The sequence below is a fragment of the Clostridioides sp. ZZV15-6383 genome (assembly GCF_020657735.1).
Lineage (GTDB): Bacteria > Bacillota > Clostridia > Peptostreptococcales > Peptostreptococcaceae > Clostridioides > Clostridioides difficile_D.
Genome location: NZ_JAGWCV010000061.1, coordinates 1 through 21,389 on the forward strand (window position 1 = coordinate 1; position 21,389 = coordinate 21,389).

Annotated in this window: 27 protein-coding genes; 3 read left to right on the forward strand and 24 right to left on the reverse strand. The window is 27.1% G+C overall.

The window, feature by feature from the left end; all coding sequences use genetic code 11:
* Nucleotides 1–247 precede the first annotated feature (247 nt).
* The 18 genes from ylqF to KGF42_RS16470 all read right to left on the reverse strand — a co-directional run bounded on the left by ylqF (nt 248) and on the right by KGF42_RS16470 (nt 16,060).
* Nucleotides 248–1,144 carry a ribosome biogenesis GTPase YlqF gene (gene ylqF / locus KGF42_RS16385; protein ID WP_227821470.1) on the reverse strand — a complete coding sequence of 299 codons (897 nt, stop codon included), beginning with the start codon at nt 1,142–1,144 and terminating at the stop codon, nt 248–250.
* Nucleotides 1,145–1,465: 321 nt separating this feature from the next.
* On the reverse strand, nt 1,466–1,816 hold the full coding sequence (gene rplS / locus KGF42_RS16390; protein WP_003419350.1) for a 50S ribosomal protein L19: 351 nt from the start codon (nt 1,814–1,816) through the stop codon (nt 1,466–1,468).
* A gap of 183 nt (nt 1,817–1,999) precedes the next feature.
* Nucleotides 2,000–2,695: a tRNA (guanosine(37)-N1)-methyltransferase TrmD gene (trmD, locus tag KGF42_RS16395; protein WP_227821469.1), complete on the reverse strand. Its 696-nt coding sequence runs from the start codon at nt 2,693–2,695 to the stop codon at nt 2,000–2,002.
* Between the two features lie 8 nt (nt 2,696–2,703).
* Nucleotides 2,704–3,219 (reverse strand): ribosome maturation factor RimM, encoded by a 516-nt coding sequence (rimM, locus tag KGF42_RS16400; RefSeq protein ID WP_227826698.1) that lies wholly within the window; start codon nt 3,217–3,219, stop codon nt 2,704–2,706.
* A gap of 108 nt (nt 3,220–3,327) precedes the next feature.
* Nucleotides 3,328–3,555: a KH domain-containing protein gene (locus tag KGF42_RS16405; protein WP_003419342.1), complete on the reverse strand. Its 228-nt coding sequence runs from the start codon at nt 3,553–3,555 to the stop codon at nt 3,328–3,330.
* A gap of 63 nt (nt 3,556–3,618) precedes the next feature.
* Nucleotides 3,619–3,891 (reverse strand): 30S ribosomal protein S16, encoded by a 273-nt coding sequence (rpsP, locus tag KGF42_RS16410; protein WP_003419338.1) that lies wholly within the window; start codon nt 3,889–3,891, stop codon nt 3,619–3,621.
* Between the two features lie 37 nt (nt 3,892–3,928).
* Nucleotides 3,929–5,281, reverse strand: coding sequence for a signal recognition particle protein (gene ffh, locus KGF42_RS16415; protein WP_054273257.1), 1,353 nt, complete (start codon nt 5,279–5,281; stop codon nt 3,929–3,931).
* Entirely contained in the window at nt 5,278–5,646 is a 369-nt protein-coding gene (ylxM, locus tag KGF42_RS16420) for a YlxM family DNA-binding protein (RefSeq protein ID WP_003419333.1), read from the reverse strand. Before ylxM ends, ffh begins: the two co-directional genes overlap by 4 nt.
* Before the next feature lie 102 nt (nt 5,647–5,748).
* Nucleotides 5,749–7,017 (reverse strand): signal recognition particle-docking protein FtsY, encoded by a 1,269-nt coding sequence (gene ftsY, locus KGF42_RS16425; RefSeq protein WP_107594207.1) that lies wholly within the window; start codon nt 7,015–7,017, stop codon nt 5,749–5,751.
* Nucleotides 7,018–7,043: 26 nt separating this feature from the next.
* Complete coding sequence (smc, locus tag KGF42_RS16430) at nt 7,044–10,598, reverse strand: chromosome segregation protein SMC (RefSeq protein WP_227821467.1); 3,555 nt, start codon at nt 10,596–10,598, stop codon at nt 7,044–7,046.
* A gap of 27 nt (nt 10,599–10,625) precedes the next feature.
* Nucleotides 10,626–11,696 (reverse strand): radical SAM protein, encoded by a 1,071-nt coding sequence (locus tag KGF42_RS16435; RefSeq protein ID WP_227821466.1) that lies wholly within the window; start codon nt 11,694–11,696, stop codon nt 10,626–10,628.
* Between the two features lie 53 nt (nt 11,697–11,749).
* Nucleotides 11,750–12,460, reverse strand: coding sequence for a ribonuclease III (gene rnc / locus KGF42_RS16440; RefSeq protein WP_054273254.1), 711 nt, complete (start codon nt 12,458–12,460; stop codon nt 11,750–11,752).
* A 162-nt stretch (nt 12,461–12,622) separates the two neighbouring features.
* Entirely contained in the window at nt 12,623–13,075 is a 453-nt protein-coding gene (locus KGF42_RS16445) for a CD1247 N-terminal domain-containing protein (protein WP_227821465.1), read from the reverse strand.
* A 91-nt stretch (nt 13,076–13,166) separates the two neighbouring features.
* The gene (efp, locus tag KGF42_RS16450) at nt 13,167–13,724 is read right to left on the reverse strand and encodes an elongation factor P (RefSeq protein ID WP_009889023.1); all 558 of its coding nucleotides are present in this window, start codon (nt 13,722–13,724) and stop codon (nt 13,167–13,169) included.
* Nucleotides 13,725–14,035: 311 nt separating this feature from the next.
* Entirely contained in the window at nt 14,036–14,566 is a 531-nt protein-coding gene (locus KGF42_RS16455; RefSeq protein ID WP_227826699.1) for a hypothetical protein, read from the reverse strand.
* The gene (locus KGF42_RS16460; protein ID WP_227826700.1) at nt 14,556–15,020 is read right to left on the reverse strand and encodes a hypothetical protein; all 465 of its coding nucleotides are present in this window, start codon (nt 15,018–15,020) and stop codon (nt 14,556–14,558) included. Before KGF42_RS16460 ends, KGF42_RS16455 begins: the two co-directional genes overlap by 11 nt.
* Entirely contained in the window at nt 14,995–15,714 is a 720-nt protein-coding gene (locus KGF42_RS16465; RefSeq protein ID WP_227826701.1) for a hypothetical protein, read from the reverse strand. The genes KGF42_RS16460 and KGF42_RS16465 overlap by 26 nt, the downstream gene beginning before the upstream one ends.
* Nucleotides 15,698–16,060, reverse strand: coding sequence for a hypothetical protein (locus KGF42_RS16470; protein ID WP_227821462.1), 363 nt, complete (start codon nt 16,058–16,060; stop codon nt 15,698–15,700). The genes KGF42_RS16465 and KGF42_RS16470 overlap by 17 nt, the downstream gene beginning before the upstream one ends.
* A gap of 680 nt (nt 16,061–16,740) precedes the next feature.
* Here KGF42_RS16470 and KGF42_RS16475 point away from each other — a divergent pair.
* A complete protein-coding gene (locus tag KGF42_RS16475; protein ID WP_227826702.1) occupies nt 16,741–17,223 on the forward strand; it encodes a sigma-70 family RNA polymerase sigma factor in 483 nt (160 codons plus the stop codon).
* A 427-nt stretch (nt 17,224–17,650) separates the two neighbouring features.
* Entirely contained in the window at nt 17,651–17,818 is a 168-nt protein-coding gene (locus KGF42_RS16480; protein WP_227826703.1) for a DNA-directed RNA polymerase, read from the forward strand.
* 130 nt (nt 17,819–17,948) lie between these two features.
* Here KGF42_RS16480 and vanZ1 read toward each other — a convergent pair whose 3' ends face one another.
* Entirely contained in the window at nt 17,949–18,458 is a 510-nt protein-coding gene (gene vanZ1, locus KGF42_RS16485; protein ID WP_227826704.1) for a glycopeptide resistance protein VanZ1, read from the reverse strand.
* 274 nt (nt 18,459–18,732) lie between these two features.
* A complete protein-coding gene (locus tag KGF42_RS16490; RefSeq protein WP_227826705.1) occupies nt 18,733–19,122 on the reverse strand; it encodes a BlaI/MecI/CopY family transcriptional regulator in 390 nt (129 codons plus the stop codon).
* Between the two features lie 338 nt (nt 19,123–19,460).
* Between KGF42_RS16490 and KGF42_RS16495 the strand changes: the two genes are divergently transcribed.
* Entirely contained in the window at nt 19,461–19,778 is a 318-nt protein-coding gene (locus KGF42_RS16495; protein ID WP_227826706.1) for a hypothetical protein, read from the forward strand.
* Between the two features lie 55 nt (nt 19,779–19,833).
* Here KGF42_RS16495 and KGF42_RS16500 read toward each other — a convergent pair whose 3' ends face one another.
* The 4 genes from KGF42_RS16500 to KGF42_RS16515 are packed head-to-tail and all read right to left on the reverse strand — an operon-like array spanning nt 19,834 to nt 21,348.
* Nucleotides 19,834–20,631: an N-acetylmuramoyl-L-alanine amidase gene (locus KGF42_RS16500; protein WP_227826707.1), complete on the reverse strand. Its 798-nt coding sequence runs from the start codon at nt 20,629–20,631 to the stop codon at nt 19,834–19,836.
* Entirely contained in the window at nt 20,631–20,888 is a 258-nt protein-coding gene (locus KGF42_RS16505; RefSeq protein WP_227826708.1) for a phage holin family protein, read from the reverse strand. The genes KGF42_RS16500 and KGF42_RS16505 overlap by 1 nt, the downstream gene beginning before the upstream one ends.
* A gap of 19 nt (nt 20,889–20,907) precedes the next feature.
* Nucleotides 20,908–21,138: a hemolysin XhlA family protein gene (locus KGF42_RS16510; RefSeq protein WP_074090306.1), complete on the reverse strand. Its 231-nt coding sequence runs from the start codon at nt 21,136–21,138 to the stop codon at nt 20,908–20,910.
* Between the two features lie 39 nt (nt 21,139–21,177).
* Nucleotides 21,178–21,348: a hypothetical protein gene (locus tag KGF42_RS16515; RefSeq protein WP_227826664.1), complete on the reverse strand. Its 171-nt coding sequence runs from the start codon at nt 21,346–21,348 to the stop codon at nt 21,178–21,180.
* Nucleotides 21,349–21,389 lie beyond the last annotated feature (41 nt).

Below are 21,389 nucleotides of genomic sequence, written 5' to 3' on the forward strand. Positions count from 1 at the left end.
GATTTGTGCTTATTATATATTATACGAAACAAGCAAGTCAATATACCAAATTTTTAAATAATCATATTTATTTTAATTTTCAAAATATTAGGTATATTTGTCTTAAATTAATATTTTAAAAGTTTTTTTAATCTAATTTATACTTTTATATGCCAATATTTGTCTATATTTCAAAAAAATAAAAAAAGCCTTTACAAAAAGGCTTTTTTTTACTTATAATATTAATTTTTTAATCTAGCTTTAAAGTCTATCTTTTAACATTTTCTGGTACTTCTAAAGTTATATTTCCTATTTTTCCATCTCTGAATTCATTTAAAACAGTTGTGGCTATGCGCGTATAATCAAGTTCTTTTTTCCCTGTTATAAAACCTCTTTTTTGACCAATCATATCCATAGTTTCAATTGGAGTTTCTCCTAAAGAATCTAACCTATATCTAGTTTTCAGCTTCTCAGGTTCTATCTTCATAAGTTTTTCTATAAGTCTTAAAGCCAAAGTCTCAGTATCCAAAATCTCATCCTTTATGGCTCTACTAAATGCTAAATTTAAGGCAACTTCTTGGTCTTCAAACTTAGGCCAAAGTATTCCAGGTGTATCTAAAAGTTCAAGGTTTCCCTTTAATCTAACCCATTGCTTTCCCTTAGTCACTCCTGGTTTATCTCCTGTTTGAGTGCTTCTTCTACCTGTTAATTTATTTATAAGGGATGACTTACCAACATTTGGCACTCCAACTATCATTATTCGTATAGCTCTTTCTTTTCTACCTTTATCCTTTAAAGAGTTCATTTTTTCTCTAGTTACATTCTTACATTCTTCAATTATCTTGTTTATACCAATCCCTTTTATTGTATCTACAGGTATAGCTTTTATATTAATTTTTTTATAATACTCTATCCATTGATTTAATTTGTCTCTATCTGCCATATCACTTTTATTAAGTACAACAACTCTTGGTTTGTCTCCTACAAGCCTGTCTATATCTGGATTTTTACTACTAAATGGTATTCTAGCATCTAAAAGTTCAATTACCACATCAATCAATTTTAAGTTGTTTTTTACCAACTCCTTAGTTTTTTTCATATGACCTGGATACCAGTTTATATGTAGATTGTCATCCATAAGATACTCTTCATATTCATTTGACACATGTATCACTCCTTATTAACATTATATTATTATATCCTAATTTCACTTAAAAAATATATCTTTACAAACTATAATATTGTCACCTTTTTAACATCGTACTTTACAGAATATTATCCTCTTATTTTTAATATTATTACAAAATACAATGCAATATTTTATTAATTTTATTTTTCATTTTAAAAGGCATAAATTCATAGATAAATAATGTACATTTTCAACAAATAGTTCTATGTATTCAGAATATAATTATTTGCTGTGATTTTCATTAAAATAGAAAGAGGACTGATAAATCAGCCCCCCATTTATAAGTAAAGTTTTTAATTATTTATTTCTAGCTTCTTTTATCTTAGCAGCTTTACCTACTCTACCTCTTAAGTAGTTTAGTTTAGCTCTTCTTACTTTACCTTTTCTAGTAACTTCTATTTTTTCTATCTTTGGAGAATGAACTGGGAAAGTTCTTTCTACACCAACATTGAAAGACATTTTTCTAACTGTGAAAGTTTCTCTTGCTCCTCCACCTTGTCTCTTTAATACTACACCTTCGAATACTTGTATTCTTTCTCTTTTTCCTTCTATAATTCTAACGTGTACTTTAACTGTGTCCCCAGGTCCAAAATTAGGAACTTCATTTTTTAATTGTTCTTGCTCAATTGCTCTTAGCATTTCATTCATCTTTCTTCCTCCTAAATATCATAGACGTTCTTAACTACCCGACCAGTGTAAACAGAGGAACGCCCGTATTTTCAACATTTTATATTATACTATACTTCAATAGTTATTACAAGCACTTTTATGTTTTTAATTCCATTTATAGGTACTTTATTGTATACATATATATTAATTTTGTATTATATTTTATTTTTCCTTAAACTTTTTATATAAATCTAATCGTCTTTCTTTAGTTATTCTTATAGATTCTTCTCTTCTCCACTCATCTACCTTTTTATGATTACCTGATAAAAGCACTTCTGGTACTTTTAATCCTTCAAAATCTCTAGGCCTAGTGTAATGAGGATATTCTAACAAGTTATCTTTAAATGATTCTTCTTCAAATGATTCTTCTTGATTTAATACACCTGGTATTAATCTTGATATAGAATCTATCATTATAAGTGCTGGAAGCTCTCCTCCAGTTAGTACATAATCTCCAATCGAAATTTCATCAGTGACTATTAAATCAATGATTCTCTCATCTATTCCTTCATAATGACCACATAGAAGTATTATATCCTCTTCTACAGACACCTGCTTTACTATAGATTGATTGCATACCTTCCCTTTTGGAGTTAGATAAATTACTCTTGGATTATTTATATTGTGAGTTGTTATTATGTGCTTATATGTGTCATATATAGGTTGAGGAGTCATTACCATACCAGCTCCTCCTCCAAATGGATAATCATCTACTTTTTTATGTTTATTATTGGAAAAATCTCTTATATTATATATATTAACTTCAATTATACCTTTTTCAATTGCTCTTTTCATTATACTTTCGTTCATATATGAATTAAATATTTCTGGAAAAAGCGTCATTATATGAAATCTCATATTACCACCTAATCTATCATTCCCTTAATAGGGTCTATAATCATTTTTCTTTCATAAATGTCTATTGTAGGTACAAATTTTTTTATAGCTGGTATCATAAATTCTTTATCTTCATCACCTTTTACTACATATACATCATTTGCTGAGTATTGAAGAACATCTTCTAGGACTCCTACATATTTTCCATCTACGGTTAAAACTTCCATTCCAATCATATCTGCTATAAAAAATTCTCCTTCTTCAAGTTCTCTGCTATCTTCTCTAGATACGTACATAAATTTATTTTTTAGCTTTTCTGCTTTCTCTATGCTATCTATACCTTTTATCTTCATCATAACCATAGAACCTTTGTATCTTACTTTTTCAACAGTCCATTTATTATTTAAATCTTTTCCTAGATAGAAGTCTTTTAATTCATCAAATCTCTCTATATCATCAGTAAGTGGATAAACTCTTACCTCACCTTTTAGACCTTGTGTATTTACTATTTGACCTACCTTAAAATGAGTTAATTTTTCTTTCATGTTATCACCTTCTTAAAAAATTTAATCTTATGTGGTCATGTCGTCATAAATTCTTAAACTAGATATAATTATACAAAAAGGACTAGGTATTATACCTAATCCTCCTATTTACACTATCTCAAGAGAAACTTTTATATTTTCTCTATTAGCAACAGATCTTACGACAGTTCTTATAGCTTTAGCTATTCTTCCCTGCTTACCAATAACCTTACCCATATCCTCTTGAGCAACTGTAAGTTTTAAGACGATACCGTCATTATCTTCAAATTCCTCAACGACAACTGAATCAGGATTATCAACTAGAGCCTTAGCTATATCTACAACTAGCTCTTTCATATATTTCATCTCCTAAAGTAACCTCAGCAATGAGTACTTACTTAAACTAATTGCCAAGAAAAATTATTTTGCTTGTTTAGAAGCTTCGAATTTTTCTATTACTCCATTTTTTACAAGTAATTTTTTAACTACTTCTGTTGGTTGAGCACCAGTAGCTAACCATTTTATAGCTTTTTCATCATTTATTCTTACTTGTTTAGGTTCAGAAATTGGATTATAGTATCCTATTTCTTCTATAAATTTTCCATCTCTTGGAGCTCTTGAATCAGCTACTACTATTCTGTAGAAAGGTTTTTTATTAGCTCCCATTCTTTTTAATCTTATTTTAACTGCCATTACAGTCACCTCCGAATAATTTTTACTTTTTTATATTTTATTTAAAAAAAGGTAAACCGCCTAAGCCGCCCCTTTTCTTCATACTCTTTTGCGAACCAGCAAACATCTTCATCATTTTTTTCATTTCATTAAGTTGTTTTATAAGTCTATTTACATCTTGTACACTAGTTCCACTACCTCTAGCTATTCTTTTCTTTCTAGACGCATTTAATACTCCTGGGTTTCTTCTCTCATATGTAGTCATTGATTGAATTATGGCTTTAGTTCTATTCATTTCTTTGCCATTCAAATCTACATCTCCAAGTTGGTCTTTTACATTTCCCATACCAGGTATCATACCAAGTATCTTGTCAAGAGGACCCATATTTTGTATTTGTTCCATTTGTTGTAAGAAATCCTCAAAATCAAGCTCTTGTTTTTTAATTTTTTGCTCTAGTTCCTTAGCTTTCTCTAAGTCTATGTTTTCTTGTGCTTTTTCTATTAAACTTAAGACATCTCCCATACCTAATATTCTCGATGCCATTCTGTCTGGGTGAAAAGGTTCTATATCATCTAACTTTTCTCCCATACCCATAAATTTTATAGGCTTTTGTGTAACTGCTCTTATTGAAAGTGCAGCACCACCTCTAGTATCACCATCTAATTTAGTTAATACTACTCCATCAACGCCAAGTGCTTCATTGAAGCTTTCTGCAACATTTACAGCATCTTGACCTGTCATAGAATCTACAACCAAAAGTATTTCATGTGGTTTAACTTCTGTTTTAATAGATTTTAACTCATCCATAAGTACTTCATCTATATGAAGTCTACCAGCTGTATCTATAATAACTAAATCATTAGCATTTTTAATTGCATGGCTTAAACCTGCTTTTGCAATATTTACTGGATTTTCCTTATCTCCCATATTAAATACAGGGATATCCAATTTTTCTCCAACAACTTGAAGTTGCTTTATAGCTGCTGGTCTATAAATATCACAGGCTACTAATAAAGGTTTTTTACCTTGTTTTTTAAAATATCCTCCAAGTTTTCCTGCTGTAGTAGTTTTACCTGCTCCTTGCAGTCCAACCATCATTAAAATTGTAGGAGGTTTTGAGGAAATCATCACTTTACTTTGTACATCCCCCATTAAACTTGTAAGTTCTTCATTTACAATTTTAATTACATGCTGAGCTGGAGTTAAGCTTTGCATAACTTCTTGTCCAACACATCTCTCTTGAACTTTTTTTATAAAATCTTTAACTACTTTAAAGTTAACATCTGCTTCAAGAAGAGCAAGTTTAACTTCTCTCATAGCATTTTTTACATCTACTTCTGTAAGTTTTCCTTTTGATTTCAACTTACTAAATGCCCCTTGTAGTTTATCAGACAATCCTTCAAATATCATTTTATCATCTCCCTACATACATCTTCTATATTTTCTAGCTTAGGGATTAAATTAGCACAATCTCTATTGTGCAATAAATCTTCTTTAATGTCAATAATTTTATCTTTTATAATCTTAATATTTTTTTCCTGCTCTTGAATCTTTGATACTAAGTGTAACTTCTCTTCATAATCTCTTAGTATTTTTTCTGAACGTTTTAAAGTATCATACACACCTTGTCTTGATACATTAAGATTTTCACTAATTTCACCTAAAGAATAATCTTCTTCATAGTATAGAGCAACTATTTCTTTCTGCTTGTCAGTTAATAATTCTTTATACTGTTCAAATAACAATCCAATTTCGACCATTTTTTCTATATTCATATCTTACACTTCCTAGCAGTATACTGTAAAGGTTATTTACTTTACACTATTGTATTTTATATCATATAAACACTCTTGTCAACCATTATTTTTAAAAGAACACTAGTTACCAAATAATGCATCTGAAAATGATTTTGCATTGAAATCTTGTAGGTCTTCTACTCTTTCTCCAACTCCAATAAGTTTTACAGGCACATCTACTTCTGATTTTACTGCAAGCACTACTCCGCCTTTTGCGGTTCCATCAAGTTTTGTAAGTACTATACCTGTTATATCTGCAACTTCTTTAAATGTCTTTGCTTGAACAACTGCATTTTGACCTGTTGTAGCATCTACTACAAGAAGCACTTCACGCTTTGCTTCTGGAAATTCTCTATCTACTATTTTAAATACTTTTCCAAGCTCATTCATAAGATTAGCTTTATTGTGTAATCTTCCTGCTGTATCACATATTAATACATCTGTTTTTCTAGCCTTTGCAGCCTTTATGGCATCAAATACTACTGCTCCAGGGTCTGCTCCTTCTTGATGCTTTATTATATCTACATTAGTTCTATTTGCCCAAATTTCTAATTGCTCTGTAGCTGCTGCTCTAAATGTATCTGCTGCTGCCAATAAAACTTTTTTTCCTTCTTTTTTATATCGATTTGCTAGTTTACCTATTGTAGTAGTTTTACCAACTCCATTTACACCTACCATTAAGATTATACATGGTACTGGTTCTATATCCAGTGTAGAGTTTTCATTTGTAAGAATGTCTTCAACTATAGATTTAAGTTCTTCTCTTACCTTTATTGGTTCAGTAATACCTTTTTGCTTTATTTTATCTCTTAGTTTTTCAATTATATCCATAGTCGTATTTACACCAACATCTGCTGTTATTAAAATTTCCTCTAAATCTTCAAGCAATTCTTCATCTACTTTTGTATATGATTTTAAAACTTCATCTATTCTATCAGTTATTCCTTGTTTTGCCTTTGTTAATCCTTGTTTTAGTCTTTCAAATAAGTTAACTTTCTTTTCACCTTTGTCGTCCACTTCTTCAGGTTCAACATCCTCATCATAACTTTCTAATTCTCCTGTTATCCCCTCATGAGAATCACTATCTAAAATAGATTCTACTTCTTGCTCATCACTATTTATCTGACCTTTTGCTTCTTCATTTTCTCCAGTAATTTCATTAGTAGTATCTTCTTCAGCTTTTTCTTCAATATCTTCTACTTTATCTATCACTTCTTCTTCAAGACCCGAAAAAATGGTTTCTTCCATATTTTCTAGATTATCACTACTACCTTCTATTTCTTCTTCTGATTCAGTATCTTTTTTTTCTATTTCCTTTTCTTTCCCAAAACCAAATAATTTTTTTAACACTGTTCTTCCTCCTATGTCAATTTAAGTTATATAATATCAGTTATTTGCTGAGCTTCTTTTAATTTTAAACTAATAACTTTTGAAATAGCTTTTTCTTGCATTGTAACTCCATAGATATAATCAGCAGCCTCCATAGTTCCTCTCCTATGAGTTACTGATATAAATTGTGTTTCTTTAGATAAATCCTTTAAAAATTCTCCAAATCTAAATATATTTGCATCATCAAGTGGAGCTTCAATCTCATCTAATATACAAAATGGTGTTGGTTTTGTAATTAATATAGCAAATAGTATACTTATTGCTGTTAAAGCTTTTTCTCCACCAGATAATAGATTTAAGTTTTTCATTTTTTTACCTGGTGGTTGAGCTGTTATTAGTATATCACTTTCTAATAAATTTTCTTTATCTAGAATAGTTAATTCTCCACAACCTCCACCAAATAATCTCTTATATACATACTTAAAGTTTTTACTTATTTCTTCAAATTTAATCTCAAATTCAGATTTCATATTTTCTTCTAATGTATGTATAAGTTTTTCTATCTCTTCCATAGATTCTTCTAAATCTTGTTTTTGTGCACTATAAAAATCATATCTTTCTTTTATTTCTTCGTATTCCTTTATAGAATCTATATTTATATTTCCAAGACTTCTTATTTCTCTCTTTAGACTTTCTAAGAATTTTTTGTCTATATCTAAATCTTCATTTTTAATTTCCAATGCTTGTACTAAAGTCATTTCATATTGCTCAAATAACTTATTTATATATGTGTCTTGACTAGACTTTAATCTTTCTAATCTTCCACCAACTTTGAATAAACTTTCTTTAAGTTCTATATGTTGTCTATCTATAGTTTTTAATTCTTTATTAATTTCATCAAAACTATTTTTCAAATCATCCTTTGCAATTTTTCTAGTTTCAAGATTTCTATTACTATCTCCTAATTGTTTTGTTAAATTTTCTTTTTCTTTTTCCTCAATAGCTATAGAATCTTGCAATTTAACTATTTCTTTTTCTTCATAGTTTAATGATTCCTCTAGCTGTTTATTTTTTTCTTCTAACTCACAGTTTTCACCAGATATTCTTTTTATATCTCTAACTATACTGTTGTAAGCTTCTGTTTTCTTTACTATAGTCAAGTTTAATTCATCAAATTCAGATTTTTCTTTATCATACAAATCGTTATATTTTTTTATTTCTTCATTCAATGCATCAATTTTTTCTTTGTTTTGGCTGTGTATATTATCTAACTCTTCCATATCTCTTCTAACATCATCACTTTTTTCGAGTGTGTAATTTAAATTGGAATTCAAATCATTCTTCTCATTCTCTAATTTAGTAATACTACCTTTTAAAGATTCAATTTCAGATTCAATATTCTTTATACTGGTACTTTTTATTATTATACTTTTTTCTAAATCTTTTATTTTACTTTCATGCGATTCAATTTCATTTTTTATATTTTTTATATCTTTGTCTAGAGATTCTCTTTTTAATTCTAATTCTGAAATCTGAATCTTGATATTATTTATCTTTTCTGTATATTCATTAATGTATCTTTTTCTCGATAGTATATTACCATTAGTTTTTAAACTTCCTCCAGTCAAAGACCCTCCTGGATTTAAGATTTCACCATCCAAAGTTACTATTTTAAACCTATGACCAGTTTCTTTTGCAAATTTTATACCTTCGTCTATATTATTTATAAGAATTGTTCTTCCAAGTATATTTTCAATTATATTTCTATACTTTTCATCAAATGTAATTAAATCACTTGCTATTCCTATGAATTTAGTATTCGCTTTTAAGTTTCCTAGACTTATTTTATTTGATTTAATTATATTTAATGGAAGAAAGGTTACTCTACCTAAATTATTCTGCTTTAAATAGTTTATTGCAGATTTAGCACTAAACTCATCATCAGTTATTATATTTTGCATATAAGCACCAAGAGCTGCTTCTACAGATTTCTCATATTTTTCAGGTACATTTATAATTTGACCTAATGCTCCATGAACCCCTTTTAAATTTTTATTTTTTAATACTTCTTTTACACCTCTGTTAAATCCTTCATAATGATTTTCCATGTCTATATAGACATTTAATTTTGAATTATATCCATTTAGATTATATTTATTTTTCTGTATTTCATCTTCTAGCTTATTGTGTTTACTAATTGAATCTTGCAAATTAGTTGATAATTCTTTATTTCTATTATTTACATTCTTTAAATTCTCATTTTGCATATTAAAGTCTTTATTTATACTGTCTAATTCAGATGACTTTATTTCAATACTCTTATTTAATTCTGCTATTTCTGAGTTTATATTTTCATCTCTGATATTCATATTTTCTTTATTTGCATTTAAAGTCGACAATTTATTACTAAACTCTTGTTTCTTATTTAATATATCTATTATACTTTCTTTCAATAATTCTACATCATTATTTAAGGATTCTAACTTAACTTTTTGTTTATCTTTGCTGGATTCCAATATTTTTATATTTTCTTGCAAAGTAGATAGCTCTTCACTACCTAATAATTTATTACTTTCTAATTCTTTTATGTACTGCTTATTTTCATTTAGTTTTTCTTTTATATCATTTATTTCTAAATTTTTTCTATGAATTTCATTCGTAAAATTCCTTATTCTTTCCTTAATTAAATTTATTTGAGACTCTTTTTTTGATATAACACCTTTAATTGAGTTTATATAATCTACAGATTTTTCAATTACATCTTGTAATACCTCTACCTCTTTATTAATATCCTCTTGCTTTTTCTCTACAATACTTTTTTGTTCTTCTTTTTCATTGAGTTCCTTTTCAATGACCTTACTATGCTCATTAACTTCGCTTAATTCTTTTTCTATCCCTTCAATTTCTCTTATAAAACTATTTACTTCCAGTATCTTCAATTTCTCACTTATTTCCAAGTACTTCTTTGCTTTTGTCTGTTGATTAAAAAGAGGTTTTAATTGATTTTCAATTTCTATATATATATCATCTATTCTTTCTAGATTTTCCTTTGTATTGCTTAAATTTCTTTCTGCTTCCTGTTTTTTATATCTATATTTTGATATACCACAAGCTTCATCAAAAACTTTTCTTCTACTTAAAGGATTATTACTTAATATTTCATCTACTTTTCCTTGTTCTATGATTGAATAACCATCTTTTCCAATACCAGTATCTAAAAAGACTTCTTTTATATCTTTTAATCTACAACTCTTATTATTTAGAAAAAATTCACTTTCACCATTTCTATAAGCTCTTCTTCTTATAGTTACTTCTGTAAAATCTAATTCCAATTGATTTTCAGAATTATCAATAGTAAGAGCAACCTCACAGTAATTCATAGGTTTTTTTGTATCTGTACCTGCAAATATTACATCTTCAAGTTTATCACCTCTAAGACTCTTAATACTCTGTTCTCCTAGCACCCATCTTACAGCATCAGATATATTACTTTTTCCACTTCCATTTGGCCCTACTATTGCTGTTATTCCTTCTTTAAAAATAATATCTGTTTTTACTGGAAAGGATTTAAATCCCTTTAACTCTAGTCTTTTTAAATACAAATCGTTTCTCTCCCTTCATCGTTAAAACTAAAGGTTATAAATGTCATACAATTTTCTATGAATGTCTTTCATATTAGTAATAATTAAACTTTTCCCATCTAACACAATTTCTAATTGATTTATATCTAAATCTGATTCTTGTGTTTTTAAAATCACGCCAAATTTTTCTTTCATATATTTAACATTTGTTTTTTTATTTCCTATTATCTTAGAAAGATTCTTTTTATTAGATTTCACCAACATCTGTTTTATATTTTTATTTTGTAAAATAATAAATTCCAAATAATCTTTTATCATGTCAGCTTCTACCAATTCTCTAAATGCAGGGTGATATGGTCCTGCTAAAACAGCTTTTCCAATTTGTATGTCATCAGTAGCTTGAAGTCCAACTCTTATTACATTGATATTATTGACATAAAACAATACAAGAACTTTTTTTACTATGTTTATACTCTGTTCAAGAGTAAATGGATTATACTCATTTTGTTGCATTAATTTTTCAAGACCTGTATCTTTTACTACTAAGGTTGGATAAACTCTAACACAATCTGGTTTTAGCTCTACAAATTTCTTTGCTGTAAATATACATTTTTCTTCTGTATCAGCTGGAAGACCAATCATCATCTGTAAACCAAGTTTAATTCCACTATTTTTTATCATATTTGAACTCTTGTATACAATTTCTGATTGATGGCCTCTAATACTATCTAATAACACTTTTTCATCTAAAGATTGTACTCCAAGTTCAATTATGCTTGTCTTATATTCTTTTAGCATACTTAATATATCTTCATCAATACAATCTGGTCTTGTAGACATTCTAATATCTTTTACTAGACCTTTTTCTACATATTCTTTAGCAACTGATAATAAACTTTTTTGTATATCAATATCTATAGCAGTAAAGCTACCACCAAAAAATGCTATTTCTACATCAGCATCTTTATCTATAGTCTCTAAACATTCTTCAATTATGTTTCTTGCATCTTCACTTGTAACATCAGTACTCACACCTGTTATTTTTTTTTGATTACAAAATATACAATCATGAGGACATCCTTTGTGAGGGACAAATATAGGTATAATTCTCTTTTTCATCTACAACATCCTTCTAATCTAAATATTTCTTTTTATATTTTTACATATTATATTTATTTTTCCCATAATTTTTTCTTTAAAGCTACTTTAGCAGCTAACTGTTCAGCTTCTTTTTTACTCTTACCTTCTCCTATACCCAATACATCTTCATTAATTCCAACTTCCATTACAAATCTTTTATTATGGTCTGGTCCTTTTTCTTCTATAAGCCTGTACCAGATATTGTTTTCTCCATTACCTTGTAACACTTCTTGAAGATGTGTTTTGTAGTCTCTAAATATGTTTCCTTTTCTTGAATCATAAATTATATTTTCCATGTAATGAAGTATAAACTGTCTTGCACTTTCAAAGCCTCCATCAAGATATATGGCTGCTATTACAGCTTCAAATGCATCTGCTAATATTGAAGTTCTATGTCTTCCTCCAGTTGCTTCCTCTCCTCTGCCTAATAACATGTGAACACCTAAATTTATATCATTAGCTACTTCACTTAACGAATCTTCACAAACTATATTTGCTCTAAGTTTAGTTAGTTCCCCTTCGGGCAGATTTGCTTCTTCATTGAACAAATAATCACTTATCACTATGCCTAAAACTGAATCCCCTAAAAATTCTAACCTTTCGTTAAAATTATACTTTTTATTTTCATTAGAATATGAACTATGAGTAAGAGCTTCTAGTATATATTCTTTATTTTTAAATTTATAATTTATAACATTTTCAAATCTTTGTATATTATCTAGTAATTTTTTACTTATTTTCATATTTACATCCCTCCAAAATCCTATTCTATAAATTCTAGTGTACTATTTTTGTCCAAGTATTGCAAAACCAAAATCTATAATACTCTTCCTCATAAAAATAAAACTACCTATGAAACAAAATATCTCATAGGTATCATAGGCAGTTTTAATTCTTATGAATTTTTACTCTCTATCATCACAACTTGAACAACCACCACATGTACAATCATCATCGCAATCATCTTCTGATGATAATATTACAGCCTTACAATCAGGACAAACAACATCTACTTCATCATCATATAACAAATCTTCGTCTATTTCTACTAACTCTCCACAATTTGGGCATTCCATTTCTATATAGCTGAAGTCCTCATCATCCTCATCATCTTCTTCATAAAGATCTTCTTCCATGTCAGCAATATCTTCTTCTAAATCTGCTAAATCTTCATCTATAGATTCAACAAAATCTTGAAGTTCTTCTTGTTCTTCATCCAATGTTACAATAGCATCTGCAAATACTTCTAATGCATCAACTATTTTATGTATCATTTTCCCTTCTTTGCTTTCAGTACTTATTTCTAGTCCTTCTGCTAGGCCTTTTAAGTATGCAACTTCTTCATATAAATGTTTCATGTAACACCCCTCGCTTTCTTTTTTATATATAAACTAAAAGCTCATATATCTTATATTATTAAGACATATAAGCTTTTATATACATAAATTTTTATACTCTTGACAAATATTCACCTGTTCTAGTATCTATCTTTACTTTATCTCCAGTATTTATAAATAATGGTACTTGAACAACTGCTCCAGTTTCAACTGTAGCTGCTTTAGTTACATTACTTGCTGTATCACCTTTTATACCTGGTTCTGTATCTGTAACTTCTAACTCCGCAAAGTTTGGAGCTTCTACTTGGAATGGTTGCCCTTGATAAAATCTTATTGTAGCAACTTCATTTTCTTTTAAGAACTTAATTGCATCTTCAACTTGTTCATAATTTAATGGTATTTGTTCAAAATTTTCTTGATCCATAAAATAATATAACTCACCATCATTGTATAGATATTGCATTTGTCTTGTATCTATAACAGCCTTAGGGAATTTTTCACTTGGATTGAAACTTTCTTCTCTTATAGCTCCTGTTTTTAAGTTTTTGTATTTAGTTCTAACGAAAGCAGCTCCTTTACCTGGCTTAACGTGTTGAAAATCAACTACTAAACATGGTTGTCCATCTTTTTCAAATGTAACACCTTTTCTAAAATCACCTGCTGATACCATTTTTTGTTCCTCCATATTAAAATAAATTTCTTATTTTTTAGTAAATTTTAAATTACTATGCCTCTAAAATTATATCTCTTACTTGAATTCTGTCAAGTCAGGATTACAAATTTTTACTAATATCATAATATCATAAGTTATACAATATAAACAAGTATTTGGCAAATTACTTATTTTATATTTTTATTATTCTCCTATACAATCTTAATCTATACATTTTACATATTGATATTATTTAATTACATAGTTCTTAGTAATTATACTTTATATGATTAATAGCTTTTATTTCTTTCTCATAAATCTATTCGTTTTCATATGCTTTCGCTAAAATTCCACACTTTTATTTTAAACTTAGTTTCATAGTTTTGACTACGCTTTGATAATTTCAATTTTATATTAACATATTGACCATTATTACTAATTGATACATACATTTCATCTACATAATCTCCAATTTCATAACCACCTGCTTGACTACTTTCACCATTTAAAGAATTCACAAATAACTTATTTCGTCTTTCATTTAATATGATTTCTTTATTACTTATGTATTCTTCATTATTAGTTATATTTTCATCTACATATCTACACTTTATAGATGTTGTCCTTTTAAAGGTTTCTTCGTCATTAGATACATTTATTATTCCCATAGAATTACTAATAATTCCTTCCATAGATTTTATGATTTCAAGAACTTGTTGTTGTAATTCTATCCTATCTTCTATTTTTAGTTTTAAATCTATTGTAAGCACGAATATAGAATATAAAACCATTATCAAAATTACAATCGAAGTTAATGATACCACACTTTCCAAAAGTAAATAGCCATATTTACGTTTCATATTTTCCCTCTTTCAGAAGTACTCTTCCACTTACAGGTGTAATTGTTATAGTTTTTCTTAATCTATTATTATATATCTCTATTGTAGATGCTTTTTGAGGTGAGCCATCAGACTTAAATTTTATTATATCAATGCTTCTAGCTATTTTTACATTTTTAGGCAGTATTATTGATTTAATATTTTTACCATCTTTTCTCAATACATAACCTTCATGTTTATCTTGATTTATATAGTATATATATGTATTGTAGTTGCTAAACATATTAATTCGCCTAACATACCTTATATCTGAACAAAGTTGACGTGCAAATAAATTTATTTTATGATTTTCAAGATTATCTTTTGGAAAAGATAATGTAACTATCAATAGTATTATACTGATAGATACTACTAATTCTATTACAGTCACATTCCTTCTTTTTTCAAAGTTATACACCCCTATACTTATACACATATACTAATTTTTTTTCATCAAAATTCTTTTTTATGTTTTCAATTATGTTTTCTTTAAGTTCTTCTTCAGATTCTTTAATATCTATTTCTGTGGATTCAGCAATCTCTTGATTGCTGATATCTTCATTCTCAGTTTTGAATTCATTTAGAAATTCATTCTTTTTAGATTCTCTATAACCATTAAACATTTTGTCATTAATTTTATTGTTATTAGATTTATCCATATAATCTTCAATATCAATTCCTACCCATGGATTTTTAATTTTTACTCTTGCTTTTATTACTTTTAATAATTCTTTTTCTCTAACTGTACTTGCTATATCAAATTCAAAAAAATCACCTCTATCGTAGATAGTATTATTTTCTACTTTTAAAGAAAGTTCTTCTAACCCGCTATAAGACGTATCTTTTATTTTTTTTATACAATCAATCATGTTATTTCCTAAGAAATATTCTCTAAATTCATCTTCATTATTAGCTTTATTAATAGCTTCTTCAACACAAGAAAGTACATTACTTACCGATATTTCTATTCCACTTAAAGAAATTTCTTTTAGTTGAGTATCCTTGTACCCTAACTCAAATATATTATTATGTGTGTAGATTAAACCTATACACATAATACACACAGTACTTATAATAGAAAATATTATCAATGTTATTATTAATATAGAGCCTTTATTTTCTAGTAACATAGCTATTAAACCTCAACTTTTTAAATTTATTTTTTATTTCTATATTTATTTCATAACATTGATAATAATCTAAAATTTGTTTTACTGTACTGCTAATCTCATATCCATTTATGTAATTTTTTTCTGTTTCATCTTCAATTGACTCATATTTACTATTTTGTATTCGATACTTCTCATCTTCTATATATTTTTTTGCTGTAGCTAACATTTCTCTATCAGATGAATTTCTACTGATAAAACCATAGCAACTATACAATGATGTAGAAACTAAGTAAACAGCCACATATAATATAGCAATACTTATTATACATTCGATTGATATAAAACCACTCTTTCTTATTTTCAATAATAAAAACCCCTAAGTAATATTTTATATAAAAATTTAACTATAAGTTTTTTCATAAATGTCTTTTATAAGTTTTTTCATTGTTACTTAAAGCTTTTCATGTTCATATACAAACATAGATTTTTTAAATCTTATTGCACCAGTAATTATATCCTTTTAATACACCACCTTCACTCTTAATAACATTAACTGAAACTACTAATCTTTACTTGTAATCAACATTGTAAAAATAATTAATTATATTTACTTTATAATGTATTGTAAGATTCTCCACCCCCTATACCTATATTTTTTATACAGTCTACTGTTTTTCTTAAATCTTTTGCTCAATATCAAAACATACATAAACATTATTTTTTATATTTTCAAATAAATAATTATGAATGATTTGTGAAAAGCATTGTTTCACTATTTATAATAATATCTTTCTCATTTATATTTATTGACACCTAGATTTCAATTTATACTTCATAAGTTAATAATTCTTTCGCCCTGTTTTATGCATCTACAACAAAAACTTAAATTTAAGTTACCATTTTTCATGTCATGTTCTATCCAAAAGTTTGCAAATATATGCTTTAAATTCTAAAAGTATGCATATTATTTTATTAGATAACAGTCAACTTGGATAAGTCTCTTTCATATAATTTAAAGTGACCGTTGAAAAGGGGGGTGACCTATTGGCAGCTCTTAAATCTTTTGAAAAACCCTTAACCCCTGAAGAAGAGATTGAGTATTTAACTAAATTTAAAATAGAAAACGATAAAAGTGCAAAAGATACATTAATTGAAAGAAACATGAGATTAGTAGCTTATATAGCAAAGAAATATAATAATTCGACGGAAGACCAAGATGACTTGATATCCATAGGTACAATAGGATTAATTAAAGCTATAGAAACTTATAATATAGACAAAGGAACTCGATTGGCAACATATGCCTCTAGATGTATTGAAAATGAGATTTTAATGAATATTAGGTCTAACAAAAAAAATAAAACTCAAGTATCTCTACAAGACCCTATCGGAACAGATAAAGAAGGTAATGAAATAAACACTACTTTTTATATGTTATTTCCTACTATTGTATATATTTATTTACTCTATAAAATAATACCCCTTCAAAATGCTTCTCTTAAGTCACTCAAACTAAAATACATATAAAATTATCATTAGTCAGTAAGTATATATTTTTCTACTTTCTAAAAATACATCCAAATCATCAAACTTTTTTAGCAATTACTTTATCATTATACAATGTAAAAGTAAAGCTCTCAAATAAATTGTTATTCATATAGCAAATAAATACTTAGTATCAATTTTTTAATATCTATTTAAATAGTATTTTTTATTTTGTCATTTTATAGATATTAATGTGTATTTAAGAATGATAAAAAACAATAAAATTTTATAATCCATTCAATAATATACTTTTTTCTATAAATATTTTACCCATAACCTTTATTTTTTTATTAAAATTCATTATAATAAAAAGTAAATCTAATTTTGATACACTTTTAACAATCATTATTTTCAGAAAAGTGATACTATTGAATATATTAAGAATAATTAGAGATGGAGGAACTAAGATATGAGCGTAATTGTAATATGTAGTCGTTGTGGAAAAGAAATAGATAAATATAGAAATAAATATATAACTTATTATGAGAAAAATACCAATGCAGAAATTAAAGTTTGTATAAATTGTGCATTAGATTTATTAGAAAAAACAAGAGAAAATCAAGAATTGAATATATAAGAATTTCAAGATACAATAATTCTTTAATAATTTAAGAAAGCACCTATGTAAAGGTGCTTTTTATGTGTAAATAATTTTATATGTAACTGTATCTTACGTTCTATTTTAAACTAAACCTATATACTTATTTCTATAAGTTTGCAAAAATAACTAATCCTAAAAATAGTACAACAATAATTGTCACAATCAATGCCAATATATTGATAATTTTTATGGTATTATTCTTAAATATTTTCGATAATAGCATAAAAACAGCTATTCCTATGATTCCTCCCAGTGTATTTCCTATCAAATCGGTTATATCACTTGCACCTAGTGCAAATATATATTGAAGTGTTTCAAATGCTAAACTAGTTATAAAAATAGGTATAACTTTTTTTATAAAGCTCCATTCTTCTTTTAGCATACACACATATATCCCAAATGGTATAAATATAGCCACATTTAATATAATCTCTGATATATCTACTCTATTATTAATTATAAGTGACCCAGCAAAAGGTACTAAGTTTATACTTCTAAGATTCATGGTTTCAAGAGATGAGATATCAAATTGCAACTTAAATAGTATTATCCATGTCAAAATAATTATGTAAACTATAAATAATCCTTTTGTAATATTATATTTTCTAGATTTCATTTATTACCTCCTTACTATATTATTGTATTGATAAATTAATACAATAATATAGTAAGGTAATTTATCTGTCAACTATTTCTTCTAAAATTATATTCCTTTTATAATTTCAATTTCTTTATCATATTTGCATGATTTAAGCTATTGTAGTATTTTCATATCTTTTTTTAAATTTTAATTGGTATTATTTTCTATATTTTTACCATCACATAACACTAACATTAAATCAAAACGCTACTCTCAATTGTCTCAAACTAAAAAGATACTGATAGCTTTATTAGTCATCAATATCTTCTTCTTTCAAATTTTTAAAATATTCTTCTAATTTGTCCAAGCTTTTACTATCTAAAACTTCATCATCATGTAATGCTGAAATAAAACTCTTAAATGAATTGTTATGCATAAAACTAAAGAAACTCTTTGTCTCAACTTTTAAATAATCTTTCTCTTTTATAGCTATAGTATAATGCGTACATCTATCTACCTTATCAGTAGTTAAAAAGCCCTTGTCTACTAAATTTTTTAGGAATGTTAGTGTTGTACTCTTTTTCCAATCATACTTTAACTTCATAGCTTCTATGACATCCCTTGAGGCTAAGATATCATCCACTCCCCAAATATATTTCATCAGTTTTAGTTCTGCATGTGGTAATTTATTAACCTTCATTAGTTTACACCTCTTACCAATTTATGTATAACTAAATTCTATAACAATAAGAGTATATAATCAATTAAATTAGGATAAGTATATTTTCCAATTTATTCCACAAAAATAAGTACTCCTGCAAAAGAGTATTTTTAGTGTATATTAATGAAAGCATACAATACAATTATAACATGTCTTATGTTTTAGTCTGATAATTTTCATTCGTTTTATTATTACAACTTATATTATATAGTTTTATGTGTCCTGTTAATATTTGTAATATTTTAGATACTCTTTATACTTGTGTTACTGATATACTTTGATTAAGAAAATTAAATCTAAAAGGAGGTATATCTACTATGAATTCTTGGAGCATTATATTTTTAAGTTACGGAATAACATTTACAATAGGAATCGCAATAAGATATTTAATTAAACGCAAAGCTAATTACTGCAACAAAAAATATTTAGATAAATTAGAATTAAAGTATGGGAATATAGATAGAGAAAAAGCCGTTAAATTAGAAATATTTTATGACTGTTTAATAGGTTTAGAATATATAATAATGGGTTTATTAATAAGAAAAACTGATATCGCAATAATATCAATAGTATTAGTATCTACTATAACAATAGTATCACATTATTTAATTATGAAAAGATACATTGTTCTATAATCTTTAAATTTATTAAAAAAGGAGGTAACAACTGACTTAGTTGTTACCTTCCAATCTATTTATTAATAAAATCTAATGCTTTGTAAAGTGTATCAAACCTATCATTACCTTTTATCATAGTATAGTGTTCTTTCGTTATAGAACTTATCTTTTCACATGCTCCACCACCAACAACATATAAATTTTCTGTCTGACCTGGTATATAATCTTTTATATCGCAAACTAGACACTCACTCTCTTTATAATTCCAACTTATTATTTGTGCTAATACCTTGTCAACTTCTCCCTCGAAAACTATTGTATGCTTATACATCTGTTTCACCTCAACATTATCTATTTTTTTATTTAATATACCCTCAGCTATTAGCTTTGCAACTGTATTTTTATTTTTAATGTAATAGTCTGTATCTGCCTTACTATCTACGAAGCATACTTCTATTAATATCGCTGGAGCTTTTGTATGACTAAGCCAATAAAGTCCTCTTACATCCGATTTTTCACCTCTGTTTTTAAATACAGTTGCTAATTTATCATTAACTCTTTTAGCATATACTTTGCCATTATTAGTTTTATATATTGTCTCTGTACCCATAGAATTTAGAGTTGTTTTATTTGCGTTGAAATGGATTTGTACTGCTAAGTCTACATTTTGCTTATTGGCTATTTGACATTGCTCTGCTAAATAGTTATTAGATTTATCTACTTTTCCAGTATATACAGTAGCTCCACCTTGTTTCAACCATTTTGCTATCAGTTCTGTTAGTGTTCTGTTTTCTTTTCCTTCATCTATATAGCCAGTTGCTCCTGTTCCTTTTCCACTTAAAGTGTGTCCTGGTACTATTGCTATTTTCATTATTTATTTTCCTCCTTTAGTTGTTTGTAAGTTTGGTTTATACCTATTGACATACCCCAACAAATTACACCTTGTAAGATTGCGTTAGGACTAAGCCCTAGCATCCAAATAGAAAATCCGATTCCCAACACAAGTAATATAATTGGAATGTATTTATTATCTAGTTGTTTATATTTTTTACAACCTTTACCTATAATAGAGAGAGCAGCTACTAAAATTAGCAACTGCTCTGGTATAAAACTTATTAAATTATCCATCTTTTATCCTCCTAATTAATTAAAATATTCCTTTTTGTATTGCAAATATAAAGAATCCTACTAGTGTTGTAATCATTGTTCCAATTAGCCATTTTAACATACTTGTCAGCGAATTTAAGTTTTCACATAATGCTTTTAACTCTGCTTTAGACTCTATATTTGCTATCTTTAATTCGTCTATTTCTTCTCCATGCTTATTTATTCTTGTTTCATGTCTTTTTAAATCTGCTTCTAAAAGTTCTTCATTCATGTAAGCCTCCTAATTAATTGAAATAAAAAAGAACCTATTCTATACAGTTGGTTCTACTGGTGTTTCTTCTTTATTTAATAAACCTGTTAACTCTAAATATTGTTCTTCTGTAATCCTATTTACTGCATAGAATACATCCATTTTATGCTGTAAATCCTCTCTAGTACTATAGTTCTTTTGTTCTATCATTAATTTTAATAAGTTATACATATCATTTCCTCCTAAATATTATTTAATTTGATATTTTCTAC